This window comes from Agrobacterium sp. V1, from assembly GCF_030518355.1.
Lineage (GTDB): Bacteria > Pseudomonadota > Alphaproteobacteria > Rhizobiales > Rhizobiaceae > Agrobacterium > Agrobacterium cucumeris.
The window spans coordinates 1351755-1366045 of record NZ_JAULSF010000001.1 but is presented as its reverse complement, the minus strand read 5'-3'; the positions used below and the strand labels follow the sequence as shown (position 1 = coordinate 1366045).

The window sequence follows — 14291 nt, the reverse complement described above, 5'->3', positions numbered from 1 at the left end:
GTCCCGTTTGTTCCCCATAAAACCCGCCCGGAATGACGCTTTATCTATAAAGGTCGAGAACCTGTCAGGTCAGCTATGGTTCAGTAAAATACCTAGGGTGGCAATAACACCAACTCTGAGTATGTTTCGTTAATAAAATGTGGGTTCCATGCGCCTTTTACTTGTATCGGTGCGAATTTATGTGCGGCAAACCCGCCGGCATTGCGCTCACCATCAAGTGCCGACATGGTCAGGGCAAGCCTGCCGCGGCCAAGAAGATGACGGGCGATTGCGGAAATATGCCTTTGTGCGACCTTTCGGTCCTCGCAATAAATCAGCCGGGCGGAGGGCAGCTTCTTGGCCGTGGTTTTCAAGAATACCAGCGGATGGTGACGGCCATCCGCCTGCATTATGGCGACGATACAGCCGAGCCGCTGGTGATCTTCGAGCATCTCGCGCATTGCGGCCGGCAGGGTATCGGCCGACACGGCGGCAAGTGGGCTGAGCCGCGCGCCCGAGGGACGCAGAGCCTTGAGCGGCAGTGGATAAAAAAGCGTGTGTTCCGTCACCGTATGAAAACCCAGCCGCTCGTTCAGCTTGCAGGCTTCGGGAGACGGGGTGAGGTCGGTAAACAGCTCTTCCTCGGAGGAGGAGGCCATTTGCAGCATGCGCGGTGCAAACCACCGGCACGAAGGCTCGACATACCAGCTGGACAGGTTGGCGACGATCCTGCCGGTTTCGGGCAGGCGGCTTTTGATCGTCAACAGAACGCCCTCCGCGTTCTCATCCTTCATCAGCAATTGCCCGATCGGACCAAGTTCCCGACGCGCATGGTGGTCGCTGATAAGCGCCAGCCCGCGGGACCAGAAGACCTCGCTTTTTTCGGGGAAACCTTTCGCCAAAAGGGCAACGGCGGCGGCGCGGTTTCCGTTGTCAATCGGTACGATTTTCAGGGGTCGCTCTCCGCAATCTGGCGTTAACTGGCCGGGGAAAGAGATTTTTCAACTTCGCCGCGTAGTACTGGCTTACGACGATAGATTTACTGTCCCGTTAATCGCCTGGGCTGCAAGGCGGCGGAGCCGATCACGTTTGCATGAAAGCAGGCGCGCCGAACGCGCCTACCTCCTGTCATTGGCCGATCAATAGACCACAACACCACGTATGCTCTCACCCCTGTGCATCAGGTCGAAGCCCTTGTTGATGTCTTCGAGCGGCATCACGTGAGTGATCATCGGGTCGATCTGGATCTTGCCTTCCATGTACCAGTCGACGATCTTCGGCACGTCCGTGCGGCCGCGCGCGCCGCCAAAGGCGGTGCCCATCCAGTTGCGGCCGGTGACCAGCTGGAACGGGCGGGTCGAGATTTCCTGGCCGGCGCCGGCAACGCCGATGATGACCGACTTGCCCCAGCCGCGATGCGAGGCCTCCAGCGCCTGACGCATGACCTTCGTGTTGCCGGTGCAGTCGAAGGTGTAGTCAGCGCCGCCGATCAGGTCGCCATTGCGCTTCGTCATGTTGACGAGATAGGGCACGATGTCGTCACCGACGTCCTTCGGATTGACGAAGTGGGTCATGCCGAACTTCTCGCCCCAGGCCTTGCGGTCGTTATTGATATCGACGCCGATGATCATGTCGGCGCCGGCAAGGCGCAGGCCCTGCAGCACGTTGAGGCCAATGCCGCCGAGGCCGAAGACGATGGCTGTGGAACCAATCTCGACCTTGGCGGTGTTGATGACCGCACCGATGCCGGTGGTGACGCCGCAGCCGATGTAACAGACCTTGTCGAACGGCGCGTCGGGATTGATCTTGGCGAGCGCGATTTCCGGCAGGACGGTGTAGTTCGAGAAGGTCGAGCAGCCCATGTAGTGATGGATCTTGTCCTTGCCAATCGAAAAGCGCGAGGTACCGTCAGGCATGACGCCCTGACCCTGGGTGGCACGGATGGAGGTGCAGAGATTGGTCTTGCGCGAGGTGCAGGAATAACACTCGCGGCATTCCGGCGTGTAGAGCGGAATGACATGGTCACCCTTCTTGACCGAGGTGACGCCGGGGCCGACATCGACGACGATACCGGCACCCTCATGGCCGAGGATGGCCGGAAACAGACCTTCCGGATCGGCACCGGAAAGCGTGAAATCATCGGTGTGGCAGATGCCGGTCGCCTTGACCTCAACAAGCACTTCGCCGGCGCGCGGACCTTCCAGCTGAACGGTCATGACCTCGAGCGGTTTTCCTGCCTGAATGGCAACAGCGGCGCGTACGTCCATTTTCGATCTCCTGGCGTTGTCTCATGATTGGATGGGGCTGTTTTGCCCGAGCTTGTCGGCAGGGACAAGGGGCAAAAGCGACCTTCACGTCTCAGTTACGACCAAAAAAGTGAAGCTGTCTCCGCACCGGGGGAAGAGGGCGAGCCTCGGCAAGATTGTATCCGCAATCGAATATCGACCTGGCGTATTCAATTGAATATTTCGACTATAATAAATTATGAATATCTGATTTAAATATATGATTTTACATACTATTTTTGATGTTCGAGTGATCTTTAATTTACGAATCTGGTGTTTAATTCGCCATATAAAATGACGAATGAAATTGGGCTGCCATCGATCGGTGGTTCCGGAAAATACCTTTATCTCGCGAGTGCAACTGGCCTTCGCCACTTGTGTCGCGCCGCCATGATCGCGGCGAGCATCAGCGGTTTTGCTGAGTTTGTATCCTGTGGCCCCAGGGCGTTTCGCCCGGCCGCAGTCTTTGTGTGTCCGGCTGGGGAGGAGCCGGGGCGATCCGTGGCGGTTGGATGAAAAGCGATTATTGCAGATGTTTCATATTGAAAAAATCTTGAGCGCGTCGGCGCGTCATTTCCGCCTGCTTCTTCAGGATCGGCGGGGAAATTTTGCGATCATGACGGCATTGCTGATGCCGGTTTTTCTGTTCACATTCGGGCTGCTGTTCGAAGGCGGCCGGGCGCTGGCCTATTACAGCCAGTCAAAGCGGGTGATCGCGCAGGCCTGTGAGCGCTCGACGAAACCGACGCGTACGAATGTGCCTCTCGATGAAGTGCGCCGGAAAAACGTGCTGGATACCTTCGATGCGCTTATCACCTCCACCAAACAGGAGGTGGTGAGCCGCGACGTGACGATCGACTGGCTGACCACCGATATCGACGCGAAATTTACCTACAAGACGGTGTTGGGCGGCCTGTTCAATGTCGAAAAGATGGACTACGCGCTGACTTACCGTTGCGACGGTATTCCTCCCTATCCGTATGACGGCGAGGTGATCGTCAACAACACATTCGACCGGCTGAACGGTAAAGACCGGATTCTCGAAAACGGTAAAGGCCCCAACGCGATGAATGGTTGCTGGGGCGTCCTGAGCTACGAGGAGCTTGGATGGAACGGCGGTACAGGTCCAGGCATCGAGCTTCAGGACTGGAGCAATGCGGCGTGCCGCAAAAAATTCGGCTGGCAGGGTTATGACGAGCCGAAGAAGGATGCTGGACCCGCTTGCGTCAGCGTTTCGCAGCAGGACGTCGCATCGACTGACGTGAAAGATCCGAAAAACAACAAACTGAAAGAATCCGAGAAGGACGCGTCGCAATCCGCGGCAACAAATCCATGTCCGCCCGAATCGGACGAGTTGCAAAAACCTTCCATTCTGACTGCCGCGAATGGCGGGATACCGCCGACCAAATATGTGGTGGAACTGGACAGCCATTGGGAAGGGCAGAAGAGAAGAGACGCCAACAGTTCGATTTTCAAGATTGTGGAACTGCACCCCGGAAAATATGAGGTTTCGGTCTGGTATAATGGCCGCAACGACGCCTATGGCGGCACCAACGACATCGACATATTCCTGCAGCTCCAGCGTCCGCAATTGGGCCCCGAAAAGAAGATCATCGAAATGGCGCAGAAGGGCAAGGTCTTCTGGGAGCGCCGCACGTATTCGATCACGGTCGATACCTATTCCGTCTACAAGCTGACGATTGCCGCAGGCGGCAAAAGCGACAGTCTTGGCGGCATCATCACGGCTTTTGAGGTGAAGTATGTCGATTCACCGAAATAAAGGGCTCGCTCGGTTCCGCTCTTATGCGCTCGATATCCGGGCGGCCACCGCCATCGAGTTCGGTCTGCTTCTGCCGGTCTATTTTCTGCTGGTCTTCGGCATTTTCGAAGTCGGTCTGGCGCTGCTGTTCACTCTCAATCTGGCAACGGCGGCCAATGCCGGCGCGGAAATGCTGCGCAAGGCGGCGGCAAGCCATACGGCGGTTACCGAAATCGATTTCAGGCGGGCCATCGCCTCCAATTTCCTGCTCGGCACGACGGAAAGCGACATGAAGATAACGCTCGTCCCGATCCCGGATGCGGATTTCACCGCCGTGCCACTGACATTTCCCGTCGAGAACAGGTTTCAGGTGCCGGATAAAAACGCCGGGCAATATCTTCTGGCGCTTGGGTACAATTGGCCATTCATACTGCCCACGACGCGTCTGCTGATCCCCGGCGGCGGCGACAAGCAGCCGCAACTGCAGAATATCTCCCTGGCGATCACCGCCGTTCGGGTGACGGAATGATGGTGTTTCGGCTGAAATCCGTCCTCGCCGCCATGCTGCGATCGCGCTCAGGTGTCGCCGCCGTGGAATTCTCGCTGCTATTGCCGATGCTGATCATTTTTCTGGCGGTGATGATCGAGACCGGTCGTGGCTGGCTGAGTTATGACCGGTTCGTCACGGTTGTCGACAATACAGCCCGCTGGTCCGCCCGTTTCCCGGAATTCGAGGAGCGGGTGAGGACAGGGGTGAAAACCTTTGTCATCGACGCCGGGCAGCCGCTCAATCCGGAGGAGCTCGATCTGACCTTGCGGAGCGCCAGGCTGGTCGGCGGTGTCGCAACGGTCGAATTTGCGCCTTACAACTTCTTCGGCTCCGCAGAAGCCGTCACCTGGGACAGGATGCTGAAGGCGGGGAATTTCAAGGAAGAAGAAGCCGTCATCGTGATTTCGGGGCGTTATAAATATAGCCCGTTATTCTCGTTCCTGCACCCTACGACCATCGAGTTCGAATATGTCGCGACGGTCAATCCGTATTTCTCGCGGCACTACAAATACCAGAAGGGCAAGTCGGACTGGTCCTTCTGGAATGTTCGCTGACGGTATTGGCCACGGAACGCTGCCTGACCAATGCTTCGATCATTCAATGATCCTGCGCGGCACCGGCTGCCGGGGCGGTTTCGCCCGTCCCTAGCCATTCCGCACAATCCTTCAGCGCCCGCGCTGCAACCAGCTGGCGCTTCATGATCGTCTTGTCCTTGCCGCGAAAACGTTTCACGCCCTCCGGCTTGACGATGGAACCCGGCTCCAGTTCGGGGAACAGGCCGAAATTGATGTTCATCGGCTGGAAGGAACGCTTGCCCGGCTCATCATCTGAGGAAAGGTGGCCGCCGGTGATGTGGTTGAGAAGCGAACCGAGTGCCGTGGTGGCCGGCGGCAGGCTCAGGACCTCGCCCTTGCGTTCGGCGGCGGCGAAGCGGCCGGCGAGAAGGCCTACGGAGGCGCTTTCCACATAACCCTCGCAGCCGGTGATCTGGCCGGCGAAGCGCAGGTCGGGCCGCGATTTCAGCCTCAGTGACGGATCGAGCAGGACAGGGGAATCGATATAGGTGTTGCGGTGCAGGCCGCCGAGGCGGGCGAATTCCGCATTTTCGAGGCCCGGAATCATGCGGAACACATCCGCCTGCACGCCGTATTTCAGTTTCGTCTGGAAACCGACCATGTTGTAGAGCGTGCCGAGCGCATTGTCCTGGCGCAGCTGCACCACGGCATAGGCCTTGACGGTGGGGTTGTGTGAATTGGTCAGCCCCATCGGTTTCATCGGGCCATGGCGCAGCGTCTGGCGGCCACGTTCGGCCATGATTTCGATCGGCAGGCAGCCGTCGAAATAGGGCGTGCCTTCCCATTCCTTGAAACCGACCGTGTCGCCGGCAATCAGCGCGTCGATGAAGGCGTTATATTGCTCTTCGTCCATCGGGCAGTTGATGTAGTCCTTGCCCGTGCCGCCGGGGCCGACCTTGTCGTAACGCGACTGGTACCAGCAGATATCCATGTTGATGCTGTCGCGGTGGACGATCGGGGCGATGGCGTCGAAAAAGGCCAGCGCATCTTCACCCGTTTCGGCCTGGACCGCTGCCGCCAGATCCGGCGAGGTGAGCGGCCCGGTGGCGATGATGGTGCTGCCCCATTCCTTCGGCGGCAGGCCGGAAACCTCCTCGCGGACAATCGTCAACAGCGGGTGACGCTCCAGCATTTCGGTAACGGCAAGCGAAAACCCGTCGCGGTCGACGGCAAGCGCGCCGCCGGCCGGTACCTGGTGTTTGTCGGCGCAGGCCATGATCAGCGAACCGGCAAGCCGCATTTCGGCATGGATGACGCCGACCGCATTGGCCGTCGCATCGTCCGAGCGGAAGGAGTTGGAACAGACCAGTTCCGCCAAGCTATCGCCCTTATGCGCGTCCGTGCCGCGCACGCCACGCATTTCATGCAGGATGACGGGCACGCCGCTCTGCGCGATTTGCCACGCGGCTTCCGAACCGGCCAGTCCGCCGCCCACGACGTGAATGGGAGAATGGGTCTTGTCTTGCATGCTGGCGTCCATCTGGCGTCCATGGGCCGCATGCGGGGCAGAGGCTCCCGTTCGGCGGCTGTCTCTTGAGTGATTGTTTCGCACGGGTCCCAGAGGACGCGGCATTGTTGCGGGATGCACTAGCATGCATGGCCGGGGCAGCCAAATGTTTTTGGGATTGGGCGGGCGAGGAAGAGGCGCGGGGCATTGTGAAACGAGCGCGTGCCGCCTGCTTCTTCTCCCCGCCGGGGAGAAGTCCGCGGCAGTGGGATGAGGGGGCGAGAGATATTCGGAGAGCTAGCCCCCTCGTCCGACCCTTCGGGCCACCTTCTCCCCGGCGGGGAGAAGAAACAAGCGGCGATCTCGAACCCGATGTGTTTGGCGTAGCGCCCGTATGCGAGATGCGGACCAGCTCTGTCAAACCGAATAATAGCGGCCAAATGTTTTTGCGGGTGGGGGATATGAGGATAGTCAGGCTACCAAGTTCGCGGCAGGGCTAAAAAGCCCGCAAGCATCTGGGGGAGCGAGCGCCTGCCGCCTGCTTCTTCTCCCCGAGGGGGAGAAGTCCGCGGCAGCGGGATGAGGGGGAAAGGGTAGCGATATTCGGAGAGCTAGCCCCCGCATCCGACCCTTCGGGCCACCTTCTCCCCGACGGGGAGAAGAAACAAGCGGCGATCTCGAACCCAATGTGTTTGGCATAGCGCCTGTATCCGAAATGCCGACCGGCTCTGTAAAACCGAATGGTGGCGGATGCCCGGAGTGCATCTTCGGAAAAAGGCTGCTTGCAGCCGACTGCCAGAATCAAAAACGGCGCCAGAGGCGCCGCTTTCTTTACCTGTCGCTCGATCGTCGCGCCCTGGAGGTCGGGCAGCGGGACGATCGTTTACGCCTTAGCGGAACGAACGGGCTGCTACGTTACGGATGTCGTAACGGGTCAGACCGATGTCGCTCAGAGCCTGGTTGGAGAGGCTGCCGAGTTCGTTGATCGTGCGGCGGTAGGAGATCCAGTTCTTTGCAATGCGGATAGGGTTCATGGTCGTTTCCTCAATCTATCTCTGTTGATTTCGTCTGCCGGCTCAGTGTTTCTCTGTGCTCTCGGCTGTTGAGGTTTATATATAGACATTAAGCCATGTTGTGCAGTGCAGAATTTAGGCTACTGCCATGCATTTGTGCACTATGTCGGCTAAATTTGCGGCTCTGAATGGCATCTGAGCAAAATATAAGCGGAAATGCCTGTGTTTCGGGCGGTTTGGATGGGTCTGGTGACCCGTTGCGGCGATGAAGAGGCATTTTGGGGAGGTTTAGTGGAGCGAAAGCGGTTTTAGCCTTGCTCAAGCGTTGTGCGGGCATGGGGGAATAGGGCGATTTTTTCATCCGCTGCTCTTCGCATATGCAGGAGAGAGCCGCTTACGCCGTCAGAAGTGCCCAAAACGAAAAAAAGGCCAGAGGCGGGAGCCTCAGGCCTTTTTGGGAGGGTCGTCTCGCATCCGCCGCGTTTACGCGGCGGCGCGTATCTATTAGATGCCGACGGCGGTGCGGGCGACGCGGCGGATGTCCTGACGGCCAATGCCGAGGTCACTCAGTTCGCGGTCGGTCATGCGGCCAAGTTCGGTTACGGTCTGACGATACTTGCGCCAGTTGGTCAGCGAGCGGGTGATGTTCATGGTCATTTTCCTCTTCGTGCTGTTCAGTCCGCGCGGCCAGTCTTGGGAGGCTTTGGGTCCGGGGCTGAACTGATCTCTGTATGACCATGAATATAATCGGTTTAATCAAAACAAAAACAGACAAAGCAAGATGTCACCTATGCACCCAATGCACGACAGGCTGGTAAATGAGCCCGATTGCGGCGATTCATGCATAATTTGTGACCAATTTATGCGCTTTTGGTGACGCCAGATGGCCTGAAGATGTGCAGCCGTGCGGCAGGGCCGGCCATGCGTGAAGAGGCAGGTGCAGGGCAGGGGCGACGAATCTCATCGGCTGACGGTGACCCGGCTATGGGAGTTGCCGGCGATGCTATATATAATGTCAATGTAGCCGCATAAATGATGTGCGCATTTTCTGCCTGCATAAGTGTCGCTGCGGGGGCAGGGGCGGCGGGCGGGCTGAGGCTCTGGACACAAGCGTGGCCTGCCGTTTTTTAGTCCGGGATCGGTGCTGCCTTCCTTGCTGCATCACACTCCCTTATTGCCGAGGGCAAACGGTGAAAGAGGAATACTCATCCGCGCCCTTGGAGCGGAGCCAAGAAAAGTCCTGATGAAACCGGAGGCAGGGGAACGGCGTGCTTGACCCTTTCTGAACATTGTGACATACCGCCGCCCAACGTGCGGGTATGGCGGAATTGGTAGACGCATTGGTTTTAGGTACCAACGCTTCGGCGTGGGAGTTCGAGTCTCTCTACCCGCACCACAAGCAAAGCATGGCTGTGCCACGCTTGCGCCAGAGTGCATCTTTATAAGATGCGGGGAGCTTCGGGGTTCATCATCCCCTTTGCACCTTTGTCTCCGGCGCGGGCGCAATGTTGCCCGGCAGGCGCTTGTGTAAAGAAATAAGGGAAGCCACGGCCGGGGAACGATGTTTCCGGCGCAGTGCTCGAAAGTAAACCAACGGCTGTCTGAGCACCGCCGCCATGATGTGAAGGTTAGGAAAATGCAGGTTATCGAAACGCTCGCTGAAGGGCTGAAGCGCGAACTCAAGGTCGTTATTCCGGCCGCCGACATGAAGGCCCGTCTGGACGAGCGCCTGGTTGACGCCAAGGACAAGGTTCGCATCAACGGCTTCCGTCCCGGCAAAGTGCCGATGGGCCACCTGAAGAAGATGTATGGCAAGTCCATCATGGCCGACCTCGTCAACGAGCTGGTTCGTGAAAAGCCGACCGAAATCCTTTCCAGCCGCGGCGAGAAGTCTGCTACCCAGCCGGCCATCTCCATGACCGAAGACGAGCAGGAAGCCGAAAAGATCCTGTCGGCTGAATCCGATTTCGAATTCACCGTTGCCTATGAAATCATTCCGGCCATCGAACTGAAGGCCAATGACGGTATCAAGGTTACCCGCGAAGTTGTTGAAGTCTCTGAAGACGAAATCAACGAGCAGATCCTGAAGATCGCTGAGAGCGCCCGCACCTTCGAGGCCAAGAAGGGCAAGGCTGCCGATGGCGACCGCGTCACCATGAACTATCTCGGCAAGGTTGACGGCGTTGCCTTCGACGGCGGCGCTGCTGAAGATGCTGAACTGGTTCTCGGTTCGGGCCGCTTCATCCCCGGCTTCGAAGACCAGCTGGTCGGCGTCAAGGCTGGCGATGAAAAGACCATCACCGTGACCTTCCCGGCTGACTACCCGGCTGCAAACCTTGCTGGCAAGGAAGCCAACTTCGACATCACCGTCAAGGAAGTTGCCGCTGCTGCTGCCGTTGAAATCAACGACGAACTGGCTGAAAAGCTCGGTCTCGAATCGGCTGAAAAGCTGAAGGAAATCGTCAAGGGTCAGATCGAAAGCCAGTACGGCAACATCACCCGCCAGAAGGTCAAGCGTCAGATCCTCGACCAGCTGGACGAAATGTACAAGTTCGACACGCCGGCTGGCCTGGTTGACGCCGAGTTCGACAACATCTGGCGCCAGATCAACACCGATCTCGCCCAGTCCGGCAAGACCTTCGCTGACGAAGACACGACCGAAGAAGAAGCCCGCGAAGAATATCGCAAGCTTGCTGAACGCCGCGTCCGTCTCGGCCTCGTTCTCTCCGAAATCGGCGAAAAGGCCGGCGTTGAAGTGACCGAAGAAGAAATGCAGCGCGCGCTGTTCCAGCAGCTGCAGCAGTTCCCCGGCCAGCAGAAGGAAATCCTCGATTTCTTCCGCAACACGCCCGGCGCTTCCGCTTCGCTGCGCGCTCCGATCTTCGAAGAAAAGGTCATCGACAAGCTGCTCTCCGAAATCTCGGTAACGGACAAGACCGTTTCCAAGGAAGAGCTGCTGGCTGACGACGCCGAAGAAGCTACGGAAACCAAGAAGAAGGCCCCGGCCAAGAAAAAGGCTGCTGCCAAGGCTGACGACGCCGCTGAAGGCGAAGAAGCCGCTCCGAAGAAGAAGGCTCCGGCCAAGAAGAAGGCCGCTGAAGGCGACGCCGAATAATCTTCTTCAGTGCAAGCTGATTGAACAAGGGGCCGTGGCGAAAGCTGCGGCCTTTTTTGTTTGGGCTATGTATGCCTTTGAAAACATCGTCTCATGCCAAGATTTAAAGCGCCCGACATCATTGCGTCATTCTGGATTATTACAATCGAAAACCGTGGCCGCTTGATCAGGTGGTACGGACCCTATTTCAGGAATGTCGAGCGGTAGCGCGATGGGTGCCAGAAACTATTTGATTGAGGGTGTTTCCGGGGCCGGTAAGACTTCGGTTGCAACGGAATTGCAGCAGCGTGGCCATCATGTGATCCACGGCGACCGGGAACTCGCTTATGCGGGTGATCCCGAAACTGGCGACCCGCTTGATCCCCCAGTTTTTCGGAGCGGTGAGGCGGACATCGCATTCCGTCATAGGCATCATATCTGGGATATTGAAAAAGTTCGGGAGCTTGTCGCTGATCGAAGCCACGCAATCACTTTCTTCTGCGGCGGCTCGAGGAATTTTCAGCGGTTCCTCCACTTGTTCGATGAGGTCTTCGTGCTCGATGTCGATGGCGCGACGCTGCGAAAACGGTTGGCGGAGAGGCCGGCAGACGAATTCGGCAGTAACCCGGCGGAACGGGAATTTATCTTGCAACTCCATGCAACGAAAGAAGACCTTCCCGTGCATGCGACGATCCTCAGTTCATCCATGCCTTTGAAATTGGTGGTTGATGATATTCTTAGCCGCTGCGCCTGCCGGTAGCAAAAGATCGGTAAACAGGGCATCCGGCATCGTTGTTCTGATCACAATGCAGTGCAGCATGATTTTTTGCTGCATCTGCTCTTGTTCATCTCCCGTTCATCTGGCACCCTGCGCAGCATGATTTGCCCCGGCCGCCTGAGTGGCCGTTCGGGCTCTACGTGCCGCTCCTTTGTGGCCTTCATCGCTGCCAAACCATTGGCCTTTGCTTTTACCGTGCCTGCCGGCGTCTGCTGGCATGCCCTTAATTTGCCAGGGGACAAGATATGTCGCTCCAAAGGGTTTTTGCCCTTTTCATCATTCTTTATGCCCTTACGGGAACCGCTGCCCATGCCGATGAAGCCGGGCTGATCTGGAAGCCGGTCAAGAATTCCGACCGTTCCTATACGGCGCGCATCGGCGCGAAGCTGCCGGTCGATACGCCGATCCGGGCGGGGCTGGAAATGGGCATGAGTGCTTCAAAGACGGGGCAGGTGGTGGATACGCCGGTGCGGGTGTGGGGCAATGTCACGCTGCTCGCCGAGCAATTGCCCGGTGTTTCGCTTGCCCGTGATGTCGGCGTGCTGTTCAACGCGCTGACGGGCTCGAGCAGCGTTTCCGTGACTTCGCAGCAGAAGCGTATCGTCACGCCGGAACTGGATATCGAGGCGAACCGCAATTTCACCGTGCGTTATGATGGCACGGCGCAGCAATGGAACGGTCTTGATGTGTCGCAGTCGTTGCGGCTTTCCCGCTCCGAGACCGGCACGGCCTTCGTTCTGACGGGGGCCAGCCGCAACAGTTTCAATGAGTTCAGCAGCGGCGTGGCGGTGGAGCAGAAACTGGGCGATCACCTGACTGTGCGGGGGACGCTCGACCAGGGTTTTGCGGATCATTTCCGGCCGGGGGTGAGTGCGCGGTATAGCATTAGATGGTGAGCGTGGTTCCACCCATAGTGGGGTGGCTGAAAAATCGTCGTCATCCTCGGGCTTGACCCGAGGATTCATGGTGCGCCGGTTTGTGGATCCTCGGGTCAAGCCCGAGGATGACGACGGAGAAGTCTGCTATCTCTGCAGCGGGAAGAGGCTTTTCGACCCAAGGACTTGGGTTGGCTGAACCCCGGATCAAGTCCCGGGTGACGGAGTGGGGATGCTACGACCTTGCCACAAGCGCGCAAGGCAACCTGCCATGCCTCTCGGCAGCTTCGCACCCCTTCGAAAATCCATCGATCAATCCTTCTTGATCTCACCCATGCGGTTCCAAGCATCCAGCCCGGCAATCTTGTAGGCCTCAGCCAGCGTGGGGTAATTGAACGTATTCTCCACGAAATATTCCACCGTGCCTTTGAGGTTCAGCACCGCCTGGCCGATATGCACCAGTTCGGTTGCGCCTTCGCCGACGATGTGGACGCCCAGCAGGCGGCGGGTTTTCAGCGAGAAGATCATCTTCAAGAGGCCGCTGTCGAGGCCCATGATATGGCCGCGGGAGGTCTCGCGGAAATGAGCGATGCCGCATTCATAGGGAATGCTGCGTTCTATGACTTCTTCTTCCGTCAGCCCGCAGGTGGAGATTTCCGGCACGGCATAGATGCCGTAGGGGAAGAATTGCGGCGGTTCGCCGGCCGGTGCGCCGACGGCATGGCGGGCGGCGATGCGGCCCTGTTCCATTGACGTGGATGCAAGGCTCGGGAAACCGATGATATCGCCGGCGGCATAGATGTTCGGCACCGAGGTCTGGAAGGTTTCGGGATCGACCTTCAGGCGGCCACGGCTGTCGGCTTCCAGCCCGCAGGCCGAAAGGTTGAGCGTATCGGTGGCGCCGACACGGCCGGCGGCAAACAGCACCGTCTCGGTTTTGAGGACGCGGCCATTGCCGAGCGAAACGAGGCATTTGCCGCTCTCGTCGCGTTCCACCTTTTCCGCCTTCTGGCCGAAGATCAGCTTCATGTTGCGATCGCGCAGCTGATAGGTGAAGTCCTCGACGATTTCCTTGTCGATGAATTCCAGCATGGTCTCGCGCGGTTCCACCACCGTCACCTGCGTGTCGAGCGCGCTGAAGATCGTCGCATATTCGATGCCGATGACGCCGGCGCCAACCACGACCATGGAGCGCGGCAGTTCCTTGATTTCGAGAATCTCATCCGAATCGAGCACCGCCTGGCCGTCGAAGGGAATGTGCGGTGGCCGGTAGGGCCGGGTGCCGATGGTCAGCAGGATGGAGGTGCCGGTGACATTCATGATTTCGCCGTCGTTCTTCACCACCTTCATGGTGTTGGCGTCAACGAAGCTTGCCGTGCCGCGAATGTGCTGCACGCGGTTGCGGGCGAACTGGTGCTCCAGCACCTCGACCTCGTGATCCAGGGTAATGAGCAGGCGGCGGCGCAGATCGTCGGCGTCGATCTCCTGCTTGACGCGGTAGGAACGGCCGTAAAAACCGCGCTCACGCCAGCCGGTAAGGTTGAGCGCGGTTTCGCGCAGGGTCTTGGAAGGAATGGTGCCGGTGTGCACGGAAACGCCGCCGACGCGGCTGCCTTTCTCGATGACCAGAACTTTCTTTTCGAGCTTGGCGGCCTGAATGGCGGCCCGTCTTCCCGCCGGACCGCTGCCGACAACAATCAGATCGAACTGGTGCATGAAAAACCCCGGAACAGAATGCATTGCGATAACCGGATGTCGCATCCGGCACGGCGTCGTCGCGAAATGGTCGTGATGCCATTTTGACGATGGGGAGTGATTCCCCTGTCAGCCTTGCCCGCAAGAGTGCAATGCAACAAACGCCTGCGTCAATCTGTAGCGCAAGATTCTGACGGATTCGTAACTGGGGGTGAATTTTCGGGAGGTTGTTTGATTCATA

Annotated in this window: 12 protein-coding genes and 1 tRNA gene; 7 read left to right on the top strand and 6 right to left on the bottom strand. The window is 58.3% G+C overall.

The features are described 5' to 3' along the window. Positions 1 to 92: 92 nt before the first annotated feature. The gene (locus QSV77_RS06620) at positions 93 to 833 is read right to left on the bottom strand and encodes a hypothetical protein (RefSeq protein ID WP_368045858.1); all 741 of its coding nucleotides are present in this window, start codon (positions 831 to 833) and stop codon (positions 93 to 95) included. Positions 834 to 1118: 285 nt separating this feature from the next. After that, positions 1119 to 2246, bottom strand: coding sequence for an S-(hydroxymethyl)glutathione dehydrogenase/class III alcohol dehydrogenase (locus QSV77_RS06615; RefSeq protein ID WP_302732899.1), 1128 nt, complete (start codon positions 2244 to 2246; stop codon positions 1119 to 1121). Positions 2247 to 2880: 634 nt separating this feature from the next. Between QSV77_RS06615 and QSV77_RS06610 the strand changes: the two genes are divergently transcribed. From QSV77_RS06610 to QSV77_RS06600, 3 genes are read left to right on the top strand one after another with little or no spacing between them, the layout of a single operon-like run. Further along, positions 2881 to 4044, top strand: a complete 1164-nt coding sequence (locus QSV77_RS06610; RefSeq protein WP_302732898.1) for a pilus assembly protein — start codon at positions 2881 to 2883, stop codon at positions 4042 to 4044. After that, on the top strand, positions 4025 to 4552 hold the full coding sequence (locus QSV77_RS06605; RefSeq protein WP_302732897.1) for a TadE/TadG family type IV pilus assembly protein: 528 nt from the start codon (positions 4025 to 4027) through the stop codon (positions 4550 to 4552). Before QSV77_RS06610 ends, QSV77_RS06605 begins: the two co-directional genes overlap by 20 nt. Then, positions 4549 to 5127 (top strand): TadE/TadG family type IV pilus assembly protein, encoded by a 579-nt coding sequence (locus QSV77_RS06600; RefSeq protein WP_302732896.1) that lies wholly within the window; start codon positions 4549 to 4551, stop codon positions 5125 to 5127. The genes QSV77_RS06605 and QSV77_RS06600 overlap by 4 nt, the downstream gene beginning before the upstream one ends. A gap of 43 nt (positions 5128 to 5170) precedes the next feature. Here QSV77_RS06600 and trmFO read toward each other — a convergent pair whose 3' ends face one another. The 3 genes from trmFO to QSV77_RS06585 form a co-directional block, all read right to left on the bottom strand. Next, on the bottom strand, positions 5171 to 6628 hold the full coding sequence (trmFO, locus tag QSV77_RS06595) for a methylenetetrahydrofolate--tRNA-(uracil(54)-C(5))-methyltransferase (FADH(2)-oxidizing) TrmFO (protein ID WP_302732895.1): 1458 nt from the start codon (positions 6626 to 6628) through the stop codon (positions 5171 to 5173). Between the two features lie 857 nt (positions 6629 to 7485). Next, the gene (locus QSV77_RS06590; protein ID WP_003495735.1) at positions 7486 to 7629 is read right to left on the bottom strand and encodes a DUF1127 domain-containing protein; all 144 of its coding nucleotides are present in this window, start codon (positions 7627 to 7629) and stop codon (positions 7486 to 7488) included. Positions 7630 to 8112: 483 nt separating this feature from the next. Beyond that, complete coding sequence (locus QSV77_RS06585) at positions 8113 to 8259, bottom strand: DUF1127 domain-containing protein (protein ID WP_013636249.1); 147 nt, start codon at positions 8257 to 8259, stop codon at positions 8113 to 8115. A 662-nt stretch (positions 8260 to 8921) separates the two neighbouring features. Between QSV77_RS06585 and QSV77_RS06580 the strand changes: the two genes are divergently transcribed. From QSV77_RS06580 to QSV77_RS06565, 4 genes are all read left to right on the top strand, one after another. Then, positions 8922 to 9004, top strand: a tRNA-Leu gene (locus tag QSV77_RS06580). 240 nt (positions 9005 to 9244) lie between these two features. Further along, positions 9245 to 10723, top strand: coding sequence for a trigger factor (gene tig, locus QSV77_RS06575; protein WP_046798367.1), 1479 nt, complete (start codon positions 9245 to 9247; stop codon positions 10721 to 10723). Positions 10724 to 10934: 211 nt separating this feature from the next. After that, entirely contained in the window at positions 10935 to 11462 is a 528-nt protein-coding gene (locus QSV77_RS06570) for an AAA family ATPase (protein WP_302732893.1), read from the top strand. Positions 11463 to 11725: 263 nt separating this feature from the next. Then, a complete protein-coding gene (locus QSV77_RS06565) occupies positions 11726 to 12376 on the top strand; it encodes a hypothetical protein (protein ID WP_302732891.1) in 651 nt (216 codons plus the stop codon). A gap of 291 nt (positions 12377 to 12667) precedes the next feature. On the opposite strand, the gene sthA is transcribed toward QSV77_RS06565, so the two are convergent. Beyond that, positions 12668 to 14071: a Si-specific NAD(P)(+) transhydrogenase gene (gene sthA, locus QSV77_RS06560; protein ID WP_302732890.1), complete on the bottom strand. Its 1404-nt coding sequence runs from the start codon at positions 14069 to 14071 to the stop codon at positions 12668 to 12670. Positions 14072 to 14291: the final 220 nt, after the last annotated feature.

Coding starts and splice junctions, on each gene's coding strand:
- QSV77_RS06615 (WP_302732899.1), bottom strand. CDS start 2,246: ATGGACGTACGCGCCGCTGTTGCCATTCAGGCAGGAAAACCGCTCGAG.
- QSV77_RS06610 (WP_302732898.1), top strand. CDS start 2,881: ATGACGGCATTGCTGATGCCGGTTTTTCTGTTCACATTCGGGCTGCTG.
- QSV77_RS06605 (WP_302732897.1), top strand. CDS start 4,025: ATGTCGATTCACCGAAATAAAGGGCTCGCTCGGTTCCGCTCTTATGCG.
- QSV77_RS06600 (WP_302732896.1), top strand. CDS start 4,549: ATGATGGTGTTTCGGCTGAAATCCGTCCTCGCCGCCATGCTGCGATCG.
- trmFO (WP_302732895.1), bottom strand. CDS start 6,628: ATGGACGCCAGCATGCAAGACAAGACCCATTCTCCCATTCACGTCGTG.
- QSV77_RS06590 (WP_003495735.1), bottom strand. CDS start 7,629: ATGAACCCTATCCGCATTGCAAAGAACTGGATCTCCTACCGCCGCACG.
- QSV77_RS06585 (WP_013636249.1), bottom strand. CDS start 8,259: ATGAACATCACCCGCTCGCTGACCAACTGGCGCAAGTATCGTCAGACC.
- tig (WP_046798367.1), top strand. CDS start 9,245: ATGCAGGTTATCGAAACGCTCGCTGAAGGGCTGAAGCGCGAACTCAAG.
- QSV77_RS06570 (WP_302732893.1), top strand. CDS start 10,935: ATGGGTGCCAGAAACTATTTGATTGAGGGTGTTTCCGGGGCCGGTAAG.
- QSV77_RS06565 (WP_302732891.1), top strand. CDS start 11,726: ATGTCGCTCCAAAGGGTTTTTGCCCTTTTCATCATTCTTTATGCCCTT.
- sthA (WP_302732890.1), bottom strand. CDS start 14,071: ATGCACCAGTTCGATCTGATTGTTGTCGGCAGCGGTCCGGCGGGAAGA.